Origin of the sequence: Bradyrhizobium sp. CCBAU 51745, from assembly GCF_028128715.1 — a bacterium.
Taxonomy (GTDB): domain Bacteria; phylum Pseudomonadota; class Alphaproteobacteria; order Rhizobiales; family Xanthobacteraceae; genus Bradyrhizobium; species Bradyrhizobium manausense.
On record NZ_LBJP01000007.1, the window covers coordinates 446,774 to 467,362 of the forward strand.

Annotated in this window: 22 protein-coding genes; 9 read left to right on the top strand and 13 right to left on the bottom strand. The window is 63.7% G+C overall.

The window, feature by feature from the left end; all coding sequences use genetic code 11:
- Positions 1-114 precede the first annotated feature (114 nt).
- The 4 genes from boxB to XH98_RS09395 all read right to left on the bottom strand — a co-directional run bounded on the left by boxB (position 115) and on the right by XH98_RS09395 (position 5,885).
- The gene (gene boxB / locus XH98_RS09380; RefSeq protein ID WP_057745154.1) at positions 115-1,566 is read right to left on the bottom strand and encodes a benzoyl-CoA 2,3-epoxidase subunit BoxB; all 1,452 of its coding nucleotides are present in this window, start codon (positions 1,564-1,566) and stop codon (positions 115-117) included.
- A 13-nt stretch (positions 1,567-1,579) separates the two neighbouring features.
- Positions 1,580-3,268, bottom strand: coding sequence for a 2,3-epoxybenzoyl-CoA dihydrolase (gene boxC / locus XH98_RS09385; RefSeq protein WP_271598665.1), 1,689 nt, complete (start codon positions 3,266-3,268; stop codon positions 1,580-1,582).
- Positions 3,269-3,403: 135 nt separating this feature from the next.
- On the bottom strand, positions 3,404-4,216 hold the full coding sequence (locus XH98_RS09390) for an alpha/beta fold hydrolase (RefSeq protein ID WP_271618428.1): 813 nt from the start codon (positions 4,214-4,216) through the stop codon (positions 3,404-3,406).
- Positions 4,217-4,343: 127 nt separating this feature from the next.
- Positions 4,344-5,885, bottom strand: coding sequence for a benzoate-CoA ligase family protein (locus XH98_RS09395; RefSeq protein ID WP_271618429.1), 1,542 nt, complete (start codon positions 5,883-5,885; stop codon positions 4,344-4,346).
- Positions 5,886-6,006: 121 nt separating this feature from the next.
- Between XH98_RS09395 and XH98_RS09400 the strand changes: the two genes are divergently transcribed.
- Together XH98_RS09400 and XH98_RS09405 are read left to right on the top strand one after the other, a co-directional pair.
- Positions 6,007-6,915: a helix-turn-helix transcriptional regulator gene (locus XH98_RS09400; protein WP_271598662.1), complete on the top strand. Its 909-nt coding sequence runs from the start codon at positions 6,007-6,009 to the stop codon at positions 6,913-6,915.
- A 2-nt stretch (positions 6,916-6,917) separates the two neighbouring features.
- Positions 6,918-7,310: a group II truncated hemoglobin gene (locus tag XH98_RS09405; RefSeq protein WP_271618430.1), complete on the top strand. Its 393-nt coding sequence runs from the start codon at positions 6,918-6,920 to the stop codon at positions 7,308-7,310.
- A gap of 27 nt (positions 7,311-7,337) precedes the next feature.
- Here XH98_RS09405 and XH98_RS09410 read toward each other — a convergent pair whose 3' ends face one another.
- Both XH98_RS09410 and XH98_RS09415 read right to left on the bottom strand, forming a co-directional pair.
- Positions 7,338-7,670: a PRC-barrel domain-containing protein gene (locus tag XH98_RS09410; protein WP_057745130.1), complete on the bottom strand. Its 333-nt coding sequence runs from the start codon at positions 7,668-7,670 to the stop codon at positions 7,338-7,340.
- A gap of 70 nt (positions 7,671-7,740) precedes the next feature.
- Positions 7,741-8,526 carry an IclR family transcriptional regulator domain-containing protein gene (locus tag XH98_RS09415; RefSeq protein ID WP_271598660.1) on the bottom strand — a complete coding sequence of 262 codons (786 nt, stop codon included), beginning with the start codon at positions 8,524-8,526 and terminating at the stop codon, positions 7,741-7,743.
- 114 nt (positions 8,527-8,640) lie between these two features.
- Here XH98_RS09415 and XH98_RS09420 point away from each other — a divergent pair, with 114 nt between their 5' ends.
- The 3 genes from XH98_RS09420 (at position 8,641) to XH98_RS09430 (ending at position 12,201) form a co-directional block, all read left to right on the top strand.
- The gene (locus XH98_RS09420) at positions 8,641-9,999 is read left to right on the top strand and encodes an aromatic ring-hydroxylating dioxygenase subunit alpha (RefSeq protein WP_271618431.1); all 1,359 of its coding nucleotides are present in this window, start codon (positions 8,641-8,643) and stop codon (positions 9,997-9,999) included.
- 127 nt (positions 10,000-10,126) lie between these two features.
- Positions 10,127-11,563, top strand: a complete 1,437-nt coding sequence (locus XH98_RS09425; RefSeq protein WP_271618432.1) for a glutamine synthetase family protein — start codon at positions 10,127-10,129, stop codon at positions 11,561-11,563.
- Positions 11,564-11,841: 278 nt separating this feature from the next.
- Positions 11,842-12,201 carry a hypothetical protein gene (locus XH98_RS09430; RefSeq protein WP_333931743.1) on the top strand — a complete coding sequence of 120 codons (360 nt, stop codon included), beginning with the start codon at positions 11,842-11,844 and terminating at the stop codon, positions 12,199-12,201.
- A 170-nt stretch (positions 12,202-12,371) separates the two neighbouring features.
- Here the strand turns inward: XH98_RS09430 and XH98_RS09435 are convergent, their stop codons facing one another.
- The 7 genes from XH98_RS09435 to XH98_RS09465 form a co-directional block, all read right to left on the bottom strand.
- Positions 12,372-13,085, bottom strand: coding sequence for an ABC transporter ATP-binding protein (locus XH98_RS09435; RefSeq protein ID WP_083514104.1), 714 nt, complete (start codon positions 13,083-13,085; stop codon positions 12,372-12,374).
- Positions 13,086-13,092: 7 nt separating this feature from the next.
- Positions 13,093-13,860: an ABC transporter ATP-binding protein gene (locus XH98_RS09440; protein WP_271598656.1), complete on the bottom strand. Its 768-nt coding sequence runs from the start codon at positions 13,858-13,860 to the stop codon at positions 13,093-13,095.
- Entirely contained in the window at positions 13,853-14,797 is a 945-nt protein-coding gene (locus XH98_RS09445) for a branched-chain amino acid ABC transporter permease (RefSeq protein ID WP_271598655.1), read from the bottom strand. Before XH98_RS09445 ends, XH98_RS09440 begins: the two co-directional genes overlap by 8 nt.
- Positions 14,794-15,711, bottom strand: coding sequence for a branched-chain amino acid ABC transporter permease (locus XH98_RS09450; RefSeq protein WP_271618433.1), 918 nt, complete (start codon positions 15,709-15,711; stop codon positions 14,794-14,796). Before XH98_RS09450 ends, XH98_RS09445 begins: the two co-directional genes overlap by 4 nt.
- A gap of 444 nt (positions 15,712-16,155) precedes the next feature.
- Positions 16,156-16,374, bottom strand: a complete 219-nt coding sequence (locus tag XH98_RS09455) for a hypothetical protein (RefSeq protein WP_333931744.1) — start codon at positions 16,372-16,374, stop codon at positions 16,156-16,158.
- Position 16,375: 1 nt separating this feature from the next.
- Positions 16,376-17,035, bottom strand: a complete 660-nt coding sequence (locus XH98_RS09460; RefSeq protein WP_271598653.1) for an acyl-homoserine-lactone synthase — start codon at positions 17,033-17,035, stop codon at positions 16,376-16,378.
- An 82-nt stretch (positions 17,036-17,117) separates the two neighbouring features.
- On the bottom strand, positions 17,118-17,846 hold the full coding sequence (locus XH98_RS09465) for a helix-turn-helix transcriptional regulator (protein WP_057745097.1): 729 nt from the start codon (positions 17,844-17,846) through the stop codon (positions 17,118-17,120).
- Positions 17,847-18,014: 168 nt separating this feature from the next.
- Here XH98_RS09465 and XH98_RS09470 point away from each other — a divergent pair, with 168 nt between their 5' ends.
- From XH98_RS09470 to XH98_RS09485, 4 genes are all read left to right on the top strand, one after another.
- Complete coding sequence (locus XH98_RS09470) at positions 18,015-18,191, top strand: hypothetical protein (protein WP_271598651.1); 177 nt, start codon at positions 18,015-18,017, stop codon at positions 18,189-18,191.
- A gap of 132 nt (positions 18,192-18,323) precedes the next feature.
- The gene (locus XH98_RS09475) at positions 18,324-18,455 is read left to right on the top strand and encodes a hypothetical protein (RefSeq protein WP_271598650.1); all 132 of its coding nucleotides are present in this window, start codon (positions 18,324-18,326) and stop codon (positions 18,453-18,455) included.
- A gap of 127 nt (positions 18,456-18,582) precedes the next feature.
- Entirely contained in the window at positions 18,583-19,521 is a 939-nt protein-coding gene (locus XH98_RS09480) for a LysR family transcriptional regulator (protein ID WP_271598649.1), read from the top strand.
- A 188-nt stretch (positions 19,522-19,709) separates the two neighbouring features.
- The gene (locus XH98_RS09485) at positions 19,710-20,588 is read left to right on the top strand and encodes a shikimate dehydrogenase (protein ID WP_271598648.1); all 879 of its coding nucleotides are present in this window, start codon (positions 19,710-19,712) and stop codon (positions 20,586-20,588) included.
- Position 20,589: the final 1 nt, after the last annotated feature.

The window sequence follows — 20,589 nt, forward strand, 5'->3', positions numbered from 1 at the left end:
GTACGCCGCGGCTTCCCGGATCTATTACAACCGTCTCTGGAATACCGGATCGCCCGCCTTCGCGGGCGATGTCAGTGAGGGTGTGGCGCGGCCGTCGCGTCTCGCTGGCAGCCCCTACGACTCGATCTTCACGTACTCGAAATCGCCCGGCTTGTTGTCGATGCCGACCTTCGGCGGCGAGATCCAGGAGGCGAACTTGCCGGTTTCGGTGACAGGCTGCATCAGGGAGGTGATGAAGTCGCCGTCGCTGGTCGAGGGCAGCCAATCGTCCTTGCGCTTGGCCCAGGTGGCATCGTCGATCAGGATGCCGTCGGGCGTCGCGTGCACGTCCTTGAACTCGCCGATATGGCGGTGGAAGGCCACGTTCGGCAGCGTCAGCTTGAAATCGTAGCCAGCGGTCGAGATCACCTTGTTCCAGCGCAGCATGCCCTTGACGCAATCCTGGCTGTAATCGTCGCGCAGGCGCATGTTGAGCGCGGTCAGCGCCGGCTCGTCGACCAGCTTGATCTCGCCGTTGATGAGCTTCAGCACCGGATAGGTCGAATTCTTCAGCTGATGATCGTCGTCGATCTGGGTCTCGTGGTAGCGGCCCTTGATGCCGGCGTTGAAGGCATTGGCCGCGTTGGTCGAGACTTCCGAACCGAACAGGTCGAGCGACAGCGTGTAGTGCAGGTTCAGCTTCTTCTGGATGGTCGGAAGATCAATGACGCCCAGCGCGCGGACCTTCGCGATGTCGGTCGGGTCGGTGATGCCGGCCGCCTTCATCGCATCGCAGGTGCGCTGCACGACGCGGGTGATGCCGGTCTCGCCGACAAACATGTGGTGCGCTTCCTCCGTGAGCATGAAGCGGCAGGTGCGCGACAAGGGATCGAAGCCCGATTGCGCCAGCGAATGCAGCTGCATCTTGCCGTCGCGGTCGGTGAAATAGGTGAACATGAAGAAGGACAGCCAGTCCGGCGTCGCCTCGTTGAAGGCACCGAGCATGCGCGGCGCATCGGCATCGCCGGAACGACGGCGGAGCAAATCGTCGGCTTCTTCACGTCCGTCGCGGCCAAAATATTTCTGCAGCAGATAGACCATCGCCCAGAGATGGCGGCCTTCCTCGACGTTGACCTGGAACAGATTGCGCATGTCGTAGAGCGAGGGCGCGGTCTTGCCGAGATGGCGCTGCTGCTCGACCGAGGCCGGCTCGGTGTCGCCCTGGATCACGATCAGGCGGCGCAGCATGGCGCGATGCTCGCCCGGGACTTCCTGCCAGGCCGGCTCACCATAATGCTCGCCGAACGGGACGACGCGATTTTCTTCCTGGGGAGCAAGGAGAATGCCCCAGCGATATTCGGGCATGCGGACGTAATCGAACTTGGCCCAGCCGCGCGGATCGACCGAATAGGCGGTGCGCAAATAGACCAGCGACTCCTGGAAGCCTTCCGGCCCCATGTCGCTCCACCAATCCATGTAGCCGGGATGCCAGCCTTCCAGCGCCTTCAGCACCTGGCGGTCTTCGGCGAGATTGACGTTGTTCGGAATCTTGGTCGAGTAGTCGACGTTCATGATGTTCATGTTCATGGCCGTGCTCTCCTTAAACCCGCGTCATATCGAATTTCGGCTTCTGGCCGCTGCCGTAGCGGCGCAGCGCGCCTTCCTCGCCGACGGCGTTGGGGCGCTGGAAGATCCAGTTCTGCCAGGCGGTGAGGCGGGCGAAGATCTTTGATTCCATGGTCTCGGGACCGACGAAGCGCAGGCTGGCTTCCATGCCGGTGAGGCTGTCGGGCGAGAAGCTGGCGCGCTCCTCCAGGAACACGCGGACCTCGTCGTCCCAGTCGATGTCGTCGAGCGCGAAGGTGACGAGACCGAGCTCTTCGGCCTGCTCGGCGTCAAGCGCAGTGCCGAGGGTGGCTTCGGCGCGCTCGACGTCAGCCGGATCAGCCTGGAAGCGCGACTCCAGCCGCGTCAGGCCGTGGCTCATCGGATAAGGACCGAAATTCATCGCCGACAATTCGATCGACGGCGGCGGCTGATTGTCGCCCTGGCGCGTGCCGATCAGCATGTAGGAGCGGTCGGCGGCGAAGACGAGCTCGGCGAGCGTGCCGGCAAAGCAGGACCCCGGCTCGACCAGCGTCACCAGCGTGCGCGAGGTGACGTCGACGCGCTTGAGCACGCGCTTCCAGTAGTGCCTGATCTCGTTGACCAGCCAGTGCGCCTTGTTGGCTTCGAGGAAGGCGTCGGACGCGAGCACATGGGCACGGTCGCCGTGGCTCTTGAACACGAGCATGGCGGTCTCGAGCTCGTTGATGCGCAGGTGCAGGATGGCATCGTCGAGCTCGCGTGCGACTTGCAGCGGCCAGAACGAGGCGCCCTGCACCATCATGCCGTCGATGTCAGCAGGCGGCGCGGCCTCCGGCGCCTTGATCGAGATGGTGGCGATGCGCGCGGCGCGGTCGATGTCGACCGTGACAAAACCATAGCGAATGCTGGTCTCGTCGATCACGCGCTTGAGCGGCGTCAGCACGATGCCCTTGCCGCTGCCGGCGCGCTTCGAGGCCGCCGCAAACTCCTTGGCACGCTCGGCGATCCTGGCCTCGAGCTTGGAGTTCGGCGCGATCTCGTCGACGAGGCGCCATTGCACGGCGCGCTTGCCCTTCACGCCTTCCTCGATGGTGCAGAAGAAATCGGCGTGGTCGCGGCGCACCTTGCGCTTGTCGACGACGCGGGTGAGGCCGCCGGTGCCCGGCAACACCGCGAGCAGCGGCACCTCGGGCAGCGCCACGGCCGAGGCGCCGTCGTCGGCGAGGATGATGTGGTCGGTCGCGAGCGCCAGCTCATAGCCGCCGCCGGCGGCCGAGCCGTTCACCACGGTGATGAAGCGCTGGCCGGAGTTCTCCGAGGAATCTTCCATGCCGTTGCGGGTTTCGTTGGTGAACTTGCAGAAGTTCACCTTGTGGGCATGGGTCGAGCCCGCGAGCATGCGAATGTTGGCGCCGGCGCAGAACACGCGGTTCTTGGCCGAGCGCATCACCACGACCTTCACCTCGGGATGCTCGAAGCGCAGCCGCTGCACGGCGTCGGCGAGCTCGATGTCGACGCCGAGATCGTAGGAATTGAGCTTGAGCAAATAGCCCTCGAACAGGCCGCCGTTCTCGTCGACATCCATGGTGAGCGTCGCCACGTCACCGTCGACCGCCAGCTTCCAATGCTTGTAGCGGGACGGTTCGGTCTGGAAATCGATGAATGTCGCGCCGCCTGCGAGGCGCCGTTCTTCCCCGGCCATGGGCCACCCTTGAGCTCGTCCTGGTTTTAGCGTTAGATGCACAATAATGCATCTTCTTTCATACGTCCAGCCCGAATCTGGGCCGTGTATGCACTTTGCTTCATCCTGATGACAACTCGCAAAGGCCCCCGGGGATCATGCCGCTTGAAGCCCGGGATCATCGCGCAGGGTGGCCTTTGCGAATTGCTCGATCGCCTCCAGCGTCACCCCCGGCGCTTCACGATGCGGCGAATGCCCGGCACCCGGAATGATTTTCAGGTCGACCGGGCAGTAACACTCCTCCTGCGCGATCTCGACCTGGCGCAACGTTCCGTATTGGTCATCGGCGCCTTGCACCACCATGACCGGCACGCGGATGTAGGCCAGATATTCCGAGATGTCCCAGTCGCGGAATTTCGGGTCGAGCCAGGCGCCGTTCCAGCCGTAGAAGGCGTTGTCGACGTCCTTGTGCCAGCGCGCGAGCTTCGACCTGAGGTCCGTTGTCTCGAACGTCGTCTTGATCGCGGCGATGGATTTGATCGAGATGTCTTCGACGATGAAGTGCGGCGCAATCAGTGCGATGCCTTGCAGGCGATGATCCTGATGTGAACCGGCATAGATGGTGGCGATCGAGGCACCATCGGAATGGCCGAGCAGGAGGCCGCGCCTGAAGCCGATCATGTCGAGCAGCTTCGGCAGCACGTCCAGCGCCTCGCGATGCATGTAGTCGAGCGGACGTGGCAGCGCGACCGGAGACGACTGGCCATAGCCCGCGCGCGAATAGGCGAAGATGCCCGCGCCGGTGGCTTGCTGGAGCTTCTGGGGGAAGTCACCCCAAAGGCCGACGGAACCGAGCCCTTCGTGCAGCATGACGATCGTCGGCGCGTCGGAGGCCTTCGGCGCCAGCCAGACGTATTCGAGGCTGGCGCTGCCGATGCTGAGGAAGCCGGTGGGTGTGAGATTGGTCATGCACGTTTCCATTCATTCCGTCATTCCGGACAACTCGCAGAGCGAGTTGATCCGGAATCCCGAGATTGTAGCCTGTGGCTCGAGATTCCGGGTTCGCGCTTCGCGCCCCCCGGAATGACGGAGCCAATCAATTCGCCCCTTCCCGCAGCTTGAATCGCTGGATCTTCCCCGTCGCGGTCTTCGGCAGCGAGTCCACCACGTCGATCCAGCGCGGATATTTCCACGGGCCGATCTTCTGCTTGACGTGCTCCTTCAGCATCTCCTGCAAGTCGCTCGTCTTCGCACCCGGGCGCAGCACGACGAAGGCCTTCGGCTTCAACAGGCCTTCCGGATCGGCCTCGGGCACGACGGCGGCCTCCAGCACGGCCGGATGCGTGATCAGGGCGCTCTCGACCTCGAAAGGCGAGACCCAGATGCCGGAGACCTTGAACATGTCGTCGGCGCGGCCGCAGAAAGTGTAGCGGCCCTCGGCGTCGCGAACATATTTGTCGCCGGTACGTGTCCACGGGCCTTCAAATGTGCGCCGACTCTTGTGGCGCTGATTCCAATAACCCTCGCCCGCCGAGGGCGCATCGACCAGGAGTTCGCCGACTTCTCCGTCAGCGACATCCTGGCCGGCCTCGTTGACGAGCCGCACTGCATAACCCGGCACCGGCTTGCCTGAAGAGCCGTACTTGATGTCGCCGGGCGCGTTCGAGAGGAAGATGTGCAAGAGCTCGGTCGAGCCGACACCGTCGAGAATGTCGACGCCGAAACGAGACTTCCAACTGTTGCCGACGGATTCCGGCAGCGCCTCGCCGGCGGAGGTGCAGATGCGCAAGGACTTGCCGCCCCGCTCGCTCTTCATCGCCTCGTCGTTCAACATCGCAGCAAACAGCGTCGGCACGCCGTAGAAGATCGATGGGTTGTAGCGGTTCATCAGGTCGAACATGCGCGCCGGCGTCGGACGCTCGCTGTTGAGGATCACGCTCGCGCCGACCGACATCGGGAAGGTCAGCGCATTGCCGAGGCCATAGGCGAAGAACAGTTTTGCCGCGGACAGGCAAACGTCGCTCTCGCGGATGCCAAGCACCTGCTTGGCGTAGGTATCCGCGGTCGCCTGCAGATTGGAATGGATGTGGCGCACGCCCTTGGGCATGCCGGTCGAGCCGGACGAATAGAGCCAGAACGCGGGCTCATCCGGATGCGTCGCAGCGGTGGTGAACTGATCGCTCTCACCTGCGATCTCTTCCGCGAGTTGCTTGTGGCCGTTCTGCTTGGCGCCGGAGACGACGACATGCTCAAGATCAGGCATGCGGCCGACCACGTCCTTGATGACGGGGTAGAGCGCCTCCGAGACGAACAGCACGCGGGCGCGGCAATCGGCGAGGATGTAGGCATATTGATCCGCGGTCAGCAGCGTATTCAGCGGCACCGGCACGATGCCGGCGCGGATCGCGCCCAGGAACACGATCGGGAAATCGACCGTATCCAGCATGATCATCGCCACGCGCTCCTCGCGGCGGACGCCGAGCCGGCGCAGCATGTTGGCGGCGCGTCGGGTCTGCTGCTGGAGCTCGCCGTAGGTGAGCTGCGAAACGGTGTCGTCGAAGGCGAGCTTGTTACCTCGGCCTTCCTCGACGTTACGGTCGAGCAGCCAGGTCACCGCGTTGTAGGGTCCCTCGCTCACGGTCGCCTCCCCCGAATTTTGAATTATAATTCATAGAAAGACACTGTGCTGGCTTGCTGTCAATGCCAGCAGGCACTATGTTTCATTAAAACGCGCCGCAGGACACCTGTAAAGAAGGCTCATGACCGACAGTCCCGACGCCGAATCCCGCTTTCTCGAACAGCTCGGCCAGCGCGTGCGCACCATGCGCGCGCTGCGCGGCATGTCGCGAAAAGTGCTCGCCAAGGTATCAGGAATTTCGGAGCGCTACATCGCGCAGCTGGAGAGCGGCAAGGGCAATGTCTCGATCGTGCTGCTCCGCCGCGTCTCCGACGCGATGGGCGCTCATCTCGAAGATCTGCTTCCCAGTGCCGATCCGACGCCGGACTGGCAGATGTTTCGCGACCTCTTGCGCAAGGCGACGCCTAGCCAGATTGCGCAAGCCAAGGATCTGCTCACCGGGGGCAGCGCGTCAGCGCCGCGCCGCGCGCCGTTCTGCGGTATCGCGCTGATTGGCCTGCGCGGCGCCGGAAAATCGACGCTCGGACGCATGCTGGCGAAGAAGATCGGCTGGAGCTTTGTCGAGCTCAACAAGGAGGTCGAGCAGCAGAACGGCCTCTCGGTTGCCGAGATCATCGCGCTCTATGGCCAGGAAGGTTTTAGACGCATGGAGCAGGCGGCGTTGCAGCAGCTGCTCGCGCGCAACGAGCTGATGGTGCTGGCGACCGGCGGCGGCATCGTCTCCGAGCCTTTGACCTTCGACCAGATCCTGACCTCGTTCTACACCATCTGGCTGAAGGCCGAGCCCGAAGAGCACATGGCGCGCGTACGCCGGCAGGGCGATCTGCGCCCGATGGCGGACGATCGCTCCGCCATGGCCGAGCTGCGCAACATCCTGCTCAGCCGCGAGCCGCTCTATGCGCGCGCGACGGCGGTGGTCGATACCGCAGGCCTTTCCGTCGATGCCGCTGCTGCGCGGCTGATCGATGCGGTACGGCCGGTGCTGCAGAACGAGGCCCGGAGCTTTGGGCTGCGGAGCGTGGCGCTGTAGAAATGACCTCCACCGACGTCACCACCAACATGTTCGAGCGGATCGGCGGCCGTGCCACGATCGACGCGCTCGTCGACCGCTTCTACGACCGCATGGACACGCTGCCGCAGGCGAAGATCATCCGGGCGATGCATGCGGACGATCTCGGCCTGATCCGGGACGTGCTGAAGCGCTATCTGACAGAATGGACCGGCGGCCCGAAGCTCTATTCCCCCGAGAAAGGCCATCCGCGGCTGCGGCAGCGGCACATCGGCTTTGCCATCGGCGATGCCGAGCGCGATGCGTGGCTGCTGTGCATGCGCGGCGCGATGGAGGAGACGGTGACGGACAGCGCCGCGCGGCAGGACCTCGACAAGGCGATATCAGGCCTCGCCGACTGGATGCGCAACAGGTAGCGACGCCGTAGCCCGGACTAGCACGACTTAGATCGACCAGTAGTTCGGGTGCTGGTAGGGCCGCGAGCGGTCGCCCCAATCGAACTCCTCGCCATCAAACTCGCAGGGGCCGCTGCTCAATTGCTCCGGCGTCAGATCGACCTGGAAGGCCTGACGGCCCGGATCATATTTCAGTGCGCTCCACTGCAAGGGATAATGGTGATGCGTGCCGAGCAGGCCGCCGGTCTTGATCACGGCATAGGCGACCGTTCCGCTCACCTTGTCGAGCATCAACCGCTCGATCGTGCCGAGCTTGGTGCCGTCACAACCATAGACGGCGACGTGCTGCACGCGATCACTGGGAACCATGGTGTGTTGCATGGCATGCTCCCTGGTCTTGGATGGAGCGCATTATAGCACGGATGCCGGGGGGCGGTGGGATTGGCGTCAACTATAGCAATTGCGTGCGCACCGACTCCGCGCCCTCGCGCAGCAGCGGCAGGAAGCGGTCGATCAATTCCTGCACCGGCACGCGATCGACATGGGCGCCCATGTTGATGGCGGCGACGATGACGTCGTCGTAGCGGCGCACCGGCACCGAGATCGAGCGGAAATGTGGTTCGGCCTCGCGGTCGACCAGCGAATAGCCTTGGGCTCGATCCGCGGCGATGCGTGCGAGCAGCGCCTTGGGATCGGTCTGTGTCTGCGGCGTCAGCGCTTCGCGCTTCATCGCCTTGAGGCGCACCAGCAGCACTGCATCGTCGTGCTGGCCGAGCATGGCGCGGCCGACCGAGGTGCAGAACGCCGGCAGGCGGTAGCCGATTTCCAGCCCACCCGAAAACATCCGCGCCGGACTGCTGCGCGCGATGAACACGACGTCATCGCCATCAAGCACCGCGAGCGAGGAGATTTCGTTGGCCGCGGTCGCGACGCGGTCGAGCACCGGTTGCAGCACCGCGACCAGCTGGTTGGAGCGCAAGTACGACGCCGCCAGGGTCAACACATGCGGCGTCAGCGAGAACAGCTTTCCGTCGCCGCTGACAAAGCCGCCGCGCTGGAGCGTGAACAGCATGCGCCGCGCAGTGGCGCGCGGCAGCTCGGCGGCACGGGCGAGATCACTCAGCGTCATCGGACCCGCATTGGCGCCGAAACATTGCAGCAGGCGCAGGCCGCGATCGAGGGCTTCGACGAAATCCGTCGGACGCTCGTCAGTCTCGCTCCGCTTCAGCTTGGGCATCGGTTGGCGCTCATCTGCAAAATAGTGCTTGCTGCCAATCCAAGGCATGTCATAATTCGCCCATTCGTTCAATAGGCGAACACAACGCACCTCCGGAAAAAGGACGCGACCGCCATGATGAGCCAGGAGCAGAACGACCTGATCACCCGCACCGGTCCGAAGGACCCTTGCGGCAAGCTGATGCGGAGCTACTGGCAGCCGGCGGCGCTGGTCGATGAGCTCGACGGTGCGCGGCCGATCCGCCCCGTGCGACTGCTCGGCGAGAACCTGGTGCTGTTTCGCGACGAGACCGGACGCTACGGCCTGATCGATCGCCACTGCGCCCATCGCGGCGCCGACCTCGCCTTCGGACGACTCGAGCATGGCGGCCTGCGCTGCGCCTTCCATGGCTGGCTGTTCGACGCATCCGGCCAGTGCATCGAGACGCCAGCGGAGCCGAAAGATTCAAAGCTCTGCCAGAACATCCGCCAGCGCTCCTATCCCGTGGTGGAGAAGAGCGGCATCCTCTGGGCCTATCTCGGCGAAGGCACCCCGCCGGCTTTTCCGGAGATCGACTGCTTCGTCGCGCCCGGCACGCACACCTTCGCATTCAAGGGCCACATGGCCTGCAACTGGCTGCAGGCGCTGGAGGTCGGCATCGATCCCGCGCACGCCTCCTATCTGCATCGCTTCTTCGAGGACGAGGACACGTCCACGGCCTACGGCAAGCAGTTCCGCGGCGCTTCTGCGGGAAGCGACCTGCCGATGACAAAAATCCTGCGCGAATACGACCGCCCGATCATCAATGTCGAGCACACCGAATACGGATTGCGGCTGATCGCGTTGCGCGAGATCGACGAGGAGCGCACCCATGTGCGCGTCACCAACCAGCTCTTTCCGCACGGCTTCGTCATTCCCATGAGCACGGAGATGACGATCACGCAGTGGCACGTGCCTGTCGATGACGAGAACTGCTATTGGTACGCGATCTTCACCAGCTATGCGAACCCGATCGACAAGCAGAAGATGCGCGAGCAGCGTCTCCAGCTCTACGAGCTGCCCGACTACGTCTCGCGCAAGAACCGCAGCAACGACTACGGTTTCGATCCGCACGAGCAGCAGACCGCGACCTATACCGGCATGGGCAGCGACATCAACGTCCACGACCAATGGGCCGTGGAGTCGATGGGTGCGATCCAGGACCGCACCAAGGAGCATCTCGGCTCGAGCGACAAGGCGATCGTGCAGTATCGCCGCCTGCTGCGGCAGGAGATCGAGAAGGTTGCGGGCGGCGAGAAGCCAATGCTGTTTCTGGACGATGCCAATGCGCGCAGCATCCAGGGCCCGGCGACCATGGACGGCATCGGCCCGACGCGGGGCTGGGAGACCTATTGGATGGAGGTCGACGTCAAGCGCCGCCGCGGCGCGCCGTGGGCCGCGCCGGTGCCGAAGGAGATCGAAAGCAAGGTGCATCGGCTGACGGCGGCGGAGTGATGTTCGGGCACCGCTGCCGTAGGGTGGGCAAAGGCGCAAAGCGCCGTGCCCACCATTTTTCCGTGATGGATAGAGATCGTGGGCACGCTCCGCTTTGCCCACCCTACGGCAGTGATGGAGTGGCCAAGTGACTTTCATCGCGCGTCACGCTCTGTGGTCGGATGAGCAGAAGGACGCCGCGGCGCGGATGCGTCGCATCGTCGAGGAGAGAAATCTCGAAGTCATCCGCCTCGCCTTCCCGGACCAGCACGGCATCTTGCGAGGCAAGACCATCATCGCCACTGAAGCGATCGTATCGCTGGAAAGCGGCTGTTCGATCACCACCACCATGCTCGCCAAGGACACGTCCCACCGCACGGTGTTTCCGGTGTTCACGTCAGGCGGTGGCTTCGGCATGAAGGAGATGGAAGGAGCGGCCGACGTGCTGATGGTCGCCGATCCCACCACGTTTCGCGTCTTGCCGTGGGCTCCGACCACCGGCTGGGTTCTCTGCGACCTCTATTTCAACGACGGCCGTCCGGTGCCGTTCGCAACCCGCGGGCTCTACAAGCGGGTGCTGGACGAGCTCGGCAGAGGCGGCCACGATTTCGTCGCGGGCCTCGAGGTCGAATTCCACATCTTCAAGCTCGATGATCCGCATATGCGTGCGGAAGACGCGGGCCAGCCGGGTACGCCGCCGTCCGTCAGCCTGCTCTCCCACGGGTATCAGTACCTCACCGAGCAGCGTTTCGATCAGATGGAGCCGGTACTGGAGATTTTACGACGCGACATCGTCGCGCTCGGACTGCCCTTGCGCTCCGTCGAGGTCGAATTCGGGCCGAGCCAGTGCGAGTTCACCTTCGCACCCAGGAAGGGGCTCGAACCCGCCGACAACATGGTGCTGTTTCGCTCTGCCGTGAAGCAGATCGCGCGCCGCCATGGTTATCACGCCACCTTCATGTGCCGGCCAAAACTGCCGAACCTGTTCGCCAGCGGCTGGCACCTGCATCAATCGATCGTCTCGCGCGCGAGCGGCGACAATCTGTTCATGGCCAAGCAAGCCGGCCAGCCGCTCAGCGAGTTCGGCCGCTACTATCTCGGCGGGCTGCTCGATCACGCCCGCGCCGCGACCGTGTTCACGACGCCGACGATCAACGGCTACAAGCGTTATCGCTCTTATTCGCTGGCGCCGGACCGCGCGATCTGGGGTCGCGACAATCGCGGGGTGATGATCCGCGTGCTCGGCGGCCCTGGCGATGCCGCCACGCGGCTGGAAAACCGCGTCGGTGAGCCCGCCGCCAATCCCTATCTCTATATGGCGGCGCAGATCCTCGCAGGCCTCGACGGGGTCGACCGCAAGCTCGATCCCGGCCCGTCCGCCGACACGCCCTACGAGACCAAGGCGCCGCTGCTGCCGAAGTCCTTGCGCGATGCGGTCTCGGCGCTGAAGGACGACCCCTTCTTCCGCGAGACGCTCGGCGCCGAGTTCGTCGACTATTACACCCACATCAAGAACGCCGAGATCGACCGCTTCCTGGCCGAGGTGACCGACTGGGAGCACCGCGAATATTTCGAGATGTTTTGAGGCAGAATCGCCTCACGGCTCTGTGAGGCGACTTCATCCCGGTCGTTCCGACGACATCACTCCGCGCGCCAACGAAGCCGTTTTCCAGGCGCCGCGAAAATCCCTGGAAAAGTGCGAGGTCTATCCTCGACTCCCATGATCAACGAAGGAGTTCGATCATGTTGGGTCAATTGATCAGTCTGATCTATCGCCTGTCCTGCCGGACCACCCTGATCGAGATCGGCACGCACCGCCTGGCCCGCTGACGGCGCTGAAACCAGGTCAGAGGGGTTGACCAAATGAAGGGGATTTCCATGCGCAAGCTGATCCTGATCGCGACACTGTCGCTGTTGACGAGCGAGGCTTATGCCGGCGGTTCGCGGAGCCTGAGCCTGGCAGCGACCAATGCGAGCCCGGTGACCGAACAGCTGGCAACGACCGCTCCGCCGCAGGCGACACAGGCTCCGACGGCGACGCCGCCCGCAACTGTACAGACGGCGACGACTACGCCCGCATCAGTTCCGCCAGCCGCACCCTCGCAAGCCGCGACTACGCCGGCCGCCACACAGCCGATTGCCGAAACCAAGCCGAAGCACCGAGAGCCGTCCACTGAAGCGCGCGTGATCCGCGAGTTGCACCGGCATGGGATTTATTGGTGAGAGCCAATATCGTCCTGGCGAAAGCCAGGACCCATTACCCCAAGACGAGCTTTGACGAAGACTGGTCGTTCGAGACTGATACCGCGGGCAATTGATAGATCACGCGGTATGGGTCCTGGCTTTCGCCAGGACGACGCCGAAGGAGGCGCTCCAGCGTCGCGCCCCTCACCTCAAATTCCCAAATACTTGTGCTGCAAATCCGGCTCGGCCATCAGCTGGTCCGACGTGCCGCTCCACACCGTCTTGCCGCGTTCGATGATGTAATGGCGGTCGCAGATGCGGGCGAGGTGGTCGACGTTCTTGTCGACGACCAGGATCGACTGGCCCCGGCTCTTCAGCATCGACAGGCAATTCCAGATCTCGTCACGGATCAGGGGCGCGAGTCCTTCGGTCGCTTCGTCCAGGATCAGGAGCTTTGGGTTGGTCATCAGCGCACGGCCGATGGCCAGCATCTGCTGCTCACCGCCGGAGAGCTGGTTGCCCATATTGCTGGCGCGCTCGGCAAGGCGCGGGAACAGGACGTAGATCGCGGCGAGCGTCCAGGGGTTGGCGCTGCCAAAGCGATCAGCCGCGGCCGCGACCAGATTTTCGCGGACGGTAAGGTTCGGGAAGATCTGGCGTCCCTCGGGGACCAGCCCGACGCCGAGCTTGGCGATCCGATAGGACGGCTGAGTCCGCACGTCAGTACCCGCAAAGCGGATCGCGCCTGATCGCGCCGGCGTTAACCCCATGATGGAGCGAATGGTGGTGGTCTTGCCCATGCCGTTGCGGCCCATCAGCGAGACCATCTCGCCTGACTTGATCGAGAGCGACAGGCCGAACAGCACCTGGCTGAGGCCGTAACAGGTCTCGATGCCGTCGACGTCAAGAAGTGTGTCAGCCATCGTTTCTTCAGCCATGGCGCGTCACCACATGCGCCTCGCCAAGGTAGGCGCGCTTGACGTCTTCATTGGCGCGGATCGCGTCGGGATCGCCGGAGGCGATGACGCGGCCATAGACCAGCACCGAAATGCGGTCGGCGAGCGCGAACACCGCCGGCATGTCGTGCTCGACCAGCACGATCGAGACTTCTTTGCGCAGCTCCTGGAGCAGCCTCACCATGCCCTGGGATTCGGTGACGCCAAGTCCGGCCATCGGCTCGTCGAGCAGCAGCAATTTCGGCTTGCTGGCGAGCGCAACCGCAAGCTCGATCTGGCGCCGCTCGCCATGGCTGAGCTTCGACACCAGGACATCGGCGCGGTGGGCGAGGCCGACGCGGTCGAGCGCAGCATGCGCGGCATCGCGCAGGCCTTTCTCCTTCCGCGCATTGGCGAAGAAACGGAACGAGGTGCCGGCATGCGCCTGCGCGGCGAGCGCGACATTGTCGGCAGCGGTGAAGTCGAGCAGCAGCGAGGTGATCTGGAACGAGCGTGCGAGTCCCAGCGCGCAGCGACGATAGGCCGGCAGATAGGTGATGTCGCGACCCGCAAGCGAAACGCTGCCGGCATGCGGTGCGAGATGCCCGGTGAGCTGGCTGATCAGCGTGGTCTTGCCGGCACCGTTCGGGCCGATGATGGCGTGCAGCTCGCCCGCCGCGACATCGAGCGAGACGTGATCGGTCGCAATAATGCCGCCGAAGCGGCGCACCAGCTTTTCGACGCGGAGCAGCGGTTCAGCCACGGCCGATCCTCCCGAGCAGGCCCATGATGCCGCCGCGGCCGAACAGCACGATCAATAGCAGCAGCGGACCCATGATCAGCGCCCAATATTCAGTGATCTGCGACAGGAACTCCTCCAGCAGCAGATAGACCACCGCGCCCATGACGGGGCCGAACAGCGTGCCCATGCCGCCAAGGATCACCATCACCATGAGATCGCCGGACCGGGTCCAGTACATCACAGCCGGGCTGACGAAATCGGTGTTGTTGGCGAGCAGCGCGCCGGCGAGGCCGCACATCGTCCCTGATATGACGAAGCAGACCAGCTGGTAACGTTTGGCCGGAAAGCCGATCGCCTGCATGCGCTGCTCGTTGGAGCGCAGGCCCTGCACGACGAGACCGAAGCGCGAATTGACGATGCGCCAGATCAGAAAGATCACGCCGAACAGGCAGGCGAGACAGAGGTAATAGAACTGCGTGCGGTTCGACAGGTTGATCAGGCCGGAGAAATCGCTGCGCTTGTAGACGGTGAGGCCATCGTCGCCGCCGTAGCGCGCCAGCCCCGAGGCGACGTAATAGGCCATCTGCGCGAAGGCCAGCGTGATCATGATGAAATAGACGCCGCGGGTGCGAAGCGAGAGCGCACCGATCACCAGGGCGTAGATCGCGGAGGCCGCTAGCGCGACCGGAAACTGGATGAAGCCGCTTCCAACACCTTCCTGCGCAAGCATGCCGACGGCATAGCCGCCGATGCCGAGATAGGCGGCGTGACCGAAGCTCATCATGCCGCCAAAGCCCATGATCAGGTTGAGGCTCGCGGCCGCCAGCGCCAGGATGACGATGCGCGTGAACAGCGTCAGGATGAAGATGTTGCCGGACAGGTAGGAATAGAGTGGCAGCAGCGCGAGGCCTGCCAGCATCAGGGCCGTGACGGCCTTGCTCACGCTCAAACCCTTCATCGACGGTTGGCCGGAAACAGCCCCTCCGGCCGCACCACCAGCACGATCGCCATCAGGAGATAGATCAGCATGGAGGACAGCGCAGGCGCGGCGGTGGAGGCGGCGGCGCCGCTCAACACCTGCCGCAGCAGATTGGGCAAGAAGGCACGGCCGAGCGTGTCGATCATGCCGACGAAGATCGCAGCGAGGAACGCGCCGCGGATCGAGCCGATGCCGCCGATCACGATGATGACGAAGGCGAGGATCAGGATGTTCTCGCCCATGCCGATCTGCACGGTGAGGATCGGCGCCTGCATCAGGCCGGCGAGGCCGGCGAGCGCGGCGCCGAGACCGAACACCAGCGTGTAGAGCAACTTGATGTTGATGCCGAGCGCGCCGATCATCTCGCGGTTGGAGGCGCCGGCGCGTATCAGCATGCCGATGCGGGTGCGCATCACGCCGAGATAGAGCAGCAGAGCCACCAGCAGCGCGACAATGATGATGGCGAGGCGGTAAGCCGGATAGTGAATGCCGGGCAGGATCGGCACCGGCACGGTGAGCCAGGCCGGCAGTGGTAGCGCCAGGCCAGCCGGTCCCCAGATCAAGCGCACGGCCTCGTTGAAGAACAGGATCAGGCCGAAGGTCGCGAGCACATGGTCGAGATGGTCGCGCCCGTAGAGATGCCGCAGCGCGCTCATTTCGAGCACAATGCCGAGCACCAGCGTGGCACCGAGCGCCAGCAGCGCGCCGAGCAGGAAGCTGCCGGTCCAGGCCGCGAAGGTCGCGGTGAAATAGGCACCCATCATGTAGAGCGAGCCGTGCGCGAGGTTGACGAGATCCATGATCCCGAACACCAGCGTCAGGCCGGCGGCGAGCAGGAAGAGCAGCAGGCCGAACTGCAATCCGTTCAGGAACTGTTCGACGACGAGCAGCATCAAGACTCTTTCAGGCGCATGCAGACGCGCGCCGATGTTCGAACACAGTCGCCATCAGTGAAAGAGCTCCCCCGCCTCTACAAGGCCGAAAAAGGGGTAATGGCAGTATCGTTCCGAGGCAAGAGCGATTCCGCGCCGGACATGCACTTTGTTGCATGCCGGTGCATGCGACCCCGATCGGCCCGGCAATAAGGCTTGCCACGCAGGATAGGGCAGCCTGCCGCACCCAAACGATAACCCTCCCCCGGTTTCCGTGGAGAGGGCATGAGGGGAGGTCGGAACGAGGGGTGACGGTCTAAAGCGCGATGAGATTGGGTTGAATCGTCATCGCGCTTTAGGTCTTTGTTTGAGCATGATCTCCGCGCAAACGCGTTCCGCTGATGTCGCGAGGGAAAACCGCTTCACACTTTACGCTAACGCGGCCCTTCGGATCCGGATCATGCTCTAGTGCGACGTGACCTGGCGGGGGAGATCGTCCGGCACGTTCAGTTCGCTATTGGCCGTCGAGGCCTCCAGCGCCGCCATCCGGAACAAATAGGCCAGCGTCGCCAACCCCGAATCTTCAGCCATGTGCGCGAGCTCGAGCGCCATGTCGGACATGTAGCTGAGATTCTCGTCCTTGGTTTGCGCCATGGTTTGGCTTTCTCGCATCATGTTAGACATCTCAGGCGCTCTTTCGTTGCGCGGCGGTGCGGCCGCAAATGTTGGCATGGGCGATGCAATCGAGACGCGGTCCGTCGTGACGGACGACCGAGGCCATGCCGATGCGATCATGCAAGGCATCGACCGTCTCCTGGCGAATCTCGATGGTCGCCGCCATGGTCCAGGCATTCTCCACCAGCGCCGGCAGGCCGAGCGGCGTCACGACGAAGCCGGCCTCGTGGAAACGCGGCAGCCACCAGGTCTCCATGATCGCGCTGACACGCGCGATTCCCTGATCGAGACAGAACTCCTGCACCGCCGCCATCAGTTGCAGATTGAGCGCGCCATCGCGGCGATCACGAACGACGAAATAGCGCGACCACTCCCAGACCAGCGGATCCTCGGGCCAGCCGCGCACGGCCGCCAGATGCGGAAACACCTCGCTCATCATCGAAGGCTTGGTGGTCGGATAGAGCCGATGGCCGCCGACGACGCGGCGCCCCTCCAGCGCGAGCAAATAGACGGTGTCCTCGTTGTCATAGGAATCGATCTCGCGGCCATCAGGCCTGCGCAGCGTCTCCCAGTGTCGTTCCTCGACGAATATGTCGTGGCGCAGCCGGAAATGCTGCTCGAGTACGTCTTCGTAGAGGTGGCGATTGATCGCGGAAATTGCGTGAATCATGAAAACCCCCATCCAGCCCCAATGGAGGTAGCCTCCGCGAAAAGGCGCAGAGTCGATATTGGGAAATTTCCCAGTACGTCGTTTAGGGATTGATGATTTTGTGGCGAATAGCGAGCGCAACCGCATGCGTACGGTTGACCGCCCCCAGCTTGCGCGCAGCGGTTGCAAGATGCTCCTCGGCGGTGCGCTGCGTGATGTTGAGAATCTCACCGATCTCCCACGCCGACTTGCCCTGCGACGCCCAGGCGATCACCTCGCGCTCACGCGGGGTCAGGCGCGCCGATCGACTCGGCACAGGATCGAGCAGACGGCGAATGTGGTCGAAGCCGTACATCGCCATCAGATGCAGAGCCGGCTTGCTGCGCGAATTCAGATCGAGATGAACGCCGCCGAGCGACACCGCGGCCTCATAGCCGGTGAGCCCGTGGATGGGCACGATGAAGCCGCGTGACATCCGGAAATCGGTAGCGCGGTTCATCACCTCTGCCGCGTTCGGTTCGAGTTCGGCATCATACGGCGCTTCCGACCACTCGAACGGGTTGAGCGATTGCCGGCACAGGCGCACCACGGGATCGACGCGGTCGTAATTGTGTTGCGTGTAAAGACTGAACCAGCCTGCGGGCCAGCGCTTGGCGAGCACCATCTGCGCGAACCGCTGATCGGGATTCGGCAATCCGGTCACGATAATGGTCTCGAAGCCGAAGCGACCGAACGCCGTTTCCAGCGCATTCATGGCATCCGGAACCCTGCCATAGGCTCCCAGCCCTTCGATGAAGTCCAGCGCCTCGCGGCCATAGTCAACGGCGGACATCGATGCGTTCCCTGCCCCTCGCGTCTCCGTATAACACGTCTTTGGGGGCAGCCTCAATTCGCCCGCGTCCGTAATTCCCCGGTGTGGCCTTGCCATCGAAGATTTAATCTACTTGTGGAGGAAGTGACGTATAGTTACACCTAAGGTGCCTAGAGCGGGAAAGCCACGATGGAAGACGAGAACATCGCCCTCAACAGCGTGCTCGGCCTCGAATTGAACCGCGTGTTTTTCGCCGTGCGCGACACGGCGAACAAGCAGAAGATCATCGAGTTCGCGCGAGCCGTGCTGCAAAGCGAACGCGCAGAGCGCGCCGGCAGCGTGTCGCCGGAGCAACCGGCCAGCTAGGACGCAGCCGCAGCAAGCGACCTCGGCGGCAACGGATTGCGCGACGACGCCCTTCGATTTGAGCGCGTTGATTTGAGCCAGAACAATCTAGCCGGGAAATTGGTTTCCCTTTTTTCCCTGTGGAGAAGGTCGATGAACCTGGTCGAGGCCCGTGCCCCGGACGCGGCGCAGCGTCTCTTCGACGATGCGCTGCAGAGCCGGGGCCCATCCATTCGCAATGCCCCCTCCGGCTTTCCGGGTCCCGGCTCTGCGCCGCAACGCTAGACGCGTTGCAGCGCGACCGGGACACAAGCGGCTTCCTCAATCCACACCGTCGGACACTTGCCGCTGGATGACGCCATGGCTCTCGTGAGATGATCGCCGCCACGATCGTCTTTCGGATGCCAAGACCATGATGACGCTGCGCCAGGTTGAAGTGATCCGTGCCGTGATGGTGACGGGCACCATTGGCGGCGCGGCAAAGCTGCTGAACGTGTCCGCGCCGGGGATCAGCCGGCTGGTCAAATACACCGAGCGCTCGCTCGGCATCCGCTTCTTCCAGCGTCAGAACGGCCGCTATTTCCCGACGCCGGAAGCCGAGAACATTTTCGAGCAGATCAACGGTGTCTACAAGAAGGTCGACGACCTCTCCGAGATCATCTCCAAGATCGGCCGCGGCGGCTTGTCGGAACTGCGGATCGGCTCGGTGCCGAGCATCTCGCAGGTGATGGTGCCGCGCGCCATCGAGCGCGTCCGGCGCCGGTATCCGGATCTCGGCATCGACATCAACATCCTCAAGATCGAAGAAGCCATCGACTATCTGCTGCTCGGCCGCGGCGAATGCGTGGCGATGAGCTACCGATTGGAGCATTCCGGGCTCGACTTCCTGCCGCTCGCCTCGGGCGAGCTCTATTGCGTCGTGCCGCCCGGCCACGAGCTCGCCCGCCGCAAGCAGGTGTCGGCCGCCGAGATCACCCGCTATCCGCTGATCGGCATCGATCCCAACGATCCCTATGGCCGGATCATGGCCGAGATCTTTGCGCGCCACCGGCTCGACTATAACATCACTATCCGTGCGCGCTTCGGTACCACGGTCTGCGCGCTGGTGAAGGCGGGGCTCGGCATCGCCATCATCGACCAGTTCACGGTCGCTCATGGCGGCTATCCCGGCGTCGAGCTCATCAAGATCGCCGAGCCGACGCAATTCGACACCTATATCGCCGTGAAGCGCGGCGCGCCGCTGTCGCTCCATGTCGAATATTTCATCGAATCACTGCGCGCCGAGATGCGCGCAGTCGAGCCAGCACGCAGCAACGGCAAGGCCGCGCTCGGGCGCGTGCGGAAGACCTAACATTATGTTAGGTTTGCGGGACGAAAGGGTAATTGTGCTAGGCAGGGGATTGACTATCGTCCCTCTTGGAATTGCGCGGTTTTCCCGGCTAATGGCCTGACATCGACGCGCGCCCCAAGAAATGATCAAGAAACGATCAAGGAACAATCGAGGGACGATCAAGGACCATCGAGAGACGATACTGAATCATGTCCAGCCGCGGCTCCGTTGCCTCCAAAAAACTCCTGACCGGCTTGATCGGTGCGCCGATCGCTCATTCCGCCTCCCCCGCCATGCATGAGCGCGCCGCCGAGGCGCTGGGCCTGCGGGGCCACTACCAGCTCATCGAGGTCGCCGGCGCGGATGCGACCGGGCTGAGCATGATGCTCGAGGGCGTGCGGCGGCTCGGCTTTGCCGGCGTCAACGTCACCTTCCCCTACAAGGAAGCCGTGGTGCCGCTGCTCGACGAGCTGGCATCGACGGCAGCCACGATGGCCGCGGTCAACACCATCGTGGTCAAGAATAACAGGCTGATCGGCCACAACACCGACACCACAGGCTTTGCACGCGCGGTCAAGCCGCTGCTGGCGCCTTCCGGAAATGCAGTGGCCGTGATCGGCACCGGCGGCGTCGGCAAGGCCATCGCGTTTGCGCTGGCGAGCCTCAAGGTGACTGACCTGCGCATCTTCGACAGCGAGCCGTCGCGGGCCGAGAGGCTTGCCGCGCTGCTGGCCAGTCACGGTGGCGCACGGGTCGCTCGAAGCGTCGAGGACGCGCTTGATGGCGCAACCGGCCTCGTCAACGGCACCCCCGTCGGCATGCTGCCGAACCGGGACACACCGGTCCCCCCGGCGCTGCTGCGCGAAAACCTGTGGGTCGCCGACGCTGTCTATTCGCCGCTGATCACGCCGCTGCTTGCCGCAGCGCGCGACAAGGGTGCGCGGATCATGACCGGGCGGGAGCTTGCGATCTACCAGGCTGCCGACGCCTTCGAATTGTTCACGGGCCTTGCCCCATCGACTGAAGTCATGGGAGAGGCTTTTGACGCCGTGATGGCCGCGCGCAGCGCCGCCTATCAGGTAGCTTGAG

Bases quoted from the DNA above. Each gene is read 5' to 3' on its own strand.
- boxB (WP_057745154.1), bottom strand. From the start codon at position 1,566: ATGAACATGAACATCATGAACGTCGACTACTCGACCAAGATTCCGAAC.
- boxC (WP_271598665.1), bottom strand. From the start codon at position 3,268: ATGGCCGGGGAAGAACGGCGCCTCGCAGGCGGCGCGACATTCATCGAT.
- XH98_RS09390 (WP_271618428.1), bottom strand. From the start codon at position 4,216: ATGACCAATCTCACACCCACCGGCTTCCTCAGCATCGGCAGCGCCAGC.
- XH98_RS09400 (WP_271598662.1), top strand. From the start codon at position 6,007: ATGACCGACAGTCCCGACGCCGAATCCCGCTTTCTCGAACAGCTCGGC.
- XH98_RS09405 (WP_271618430.1), top strand. From the start codon at position 6,918: ATGACCTCCACCGACGTCACCACCAACATGTTCGAGCGGATCGGCGGC.
- XH98_RS09410 (WP_057745130.1), bottom strand. From the start codon at position 7,670: ATGCAACACACCATGGTTCCCAGTGATCGCGTGCAGCACGTCGCCGTC.
- XH98_RS09415 (WP_271598660.1), bottom strand. From the start codon at position 8,526: ATGCCCAAGCTGAAGCGGAGCGAGACTGACGAGCGTCCGACGGATTTC.
- XH98_RS09420 (WP_271618431.1), top strand. From the start codon at position 8,641: ATGATGAGCCAGGAGCAGAACGACCTGATCACCCGCACCGGTCCGAAG.
- XH98_RS09430 (WP_333931743.1), top strand. From the start codon at position 11,842: ATGAAGGGGATTTCCATGCGCAAGCTGATCCTGATCGCGACACTGTCG.
- XH98_RS09435 (WP_083514104.1), bottom strand. From the start codon at position 13,085: ATGGCTGACACACTTCTTGACGTCGACGGCATCGAGACCTGTTACGGC.
- XH98_RS09445 (WP_271598655.1), bottom strand. From the start codon at position 14,797: ATGAAGGGTTTGAGCGTGAGCAAGGCCGTCACGGCCCTGATGCTGGCA.
- XH98_RS09450 (WP_271618433.1), bottom strand. From the start codon at position 15,711: ATGCTGCTCGTCGTCGAACAGTTCCTGAACGGATTGCAGTTCGGCCTG.
- XH98_RS09455 (WP_333931744.1), bottom strand. From the start codon at position 16,374: ATGTCTAACATGATGCGAGAAAGCCAAACCATGGCGCAAACCAAGGAC.
- XH98_RS09460 (WP_271598653.1), bottom strand. From the start codon at position 17,035: ATGATTCACGCAATTTCCGCGATCAATCGCCACCTCTACGAAGACGTA.
- XH98_RS09465 (WP_057745097.1), bottom strand. From the start codon at position 17,846: ATGTCCGCCGTTGACTATGGCCGCGAGGCGCTGGACTTCATCGAAGGG.
- XH98_RS09470 (WP_271598651.1), top strand. From the start codon at position 18,015: ATGGAAGACGAGAACATCGCCCTCAACAGCGTGCTCGGCCTCGAATTG.
- XH98_RS09475 (WP_271598650.1), top strand. From the start codon at position 18,324: ATGAACCTGGTCGAGGCCCGTGCCCCGGACGCGGCGCAGCGTCTCTTC.
- XH98_RS09480 (WP_271598649.1), top strand. From the start codon at position 18,583: ATGATGACGCTGCGCCAGGTTGAAGTGATCCGTGCCGTGATGGTGACG.
- XH98_RS09485 (WP_271598648.1), top strand. From the start codon at position 19,710: ATGTCCAGCCGCGGCTCCGTTGCCTCCAAAAAACTCCTGACCGGCTTG.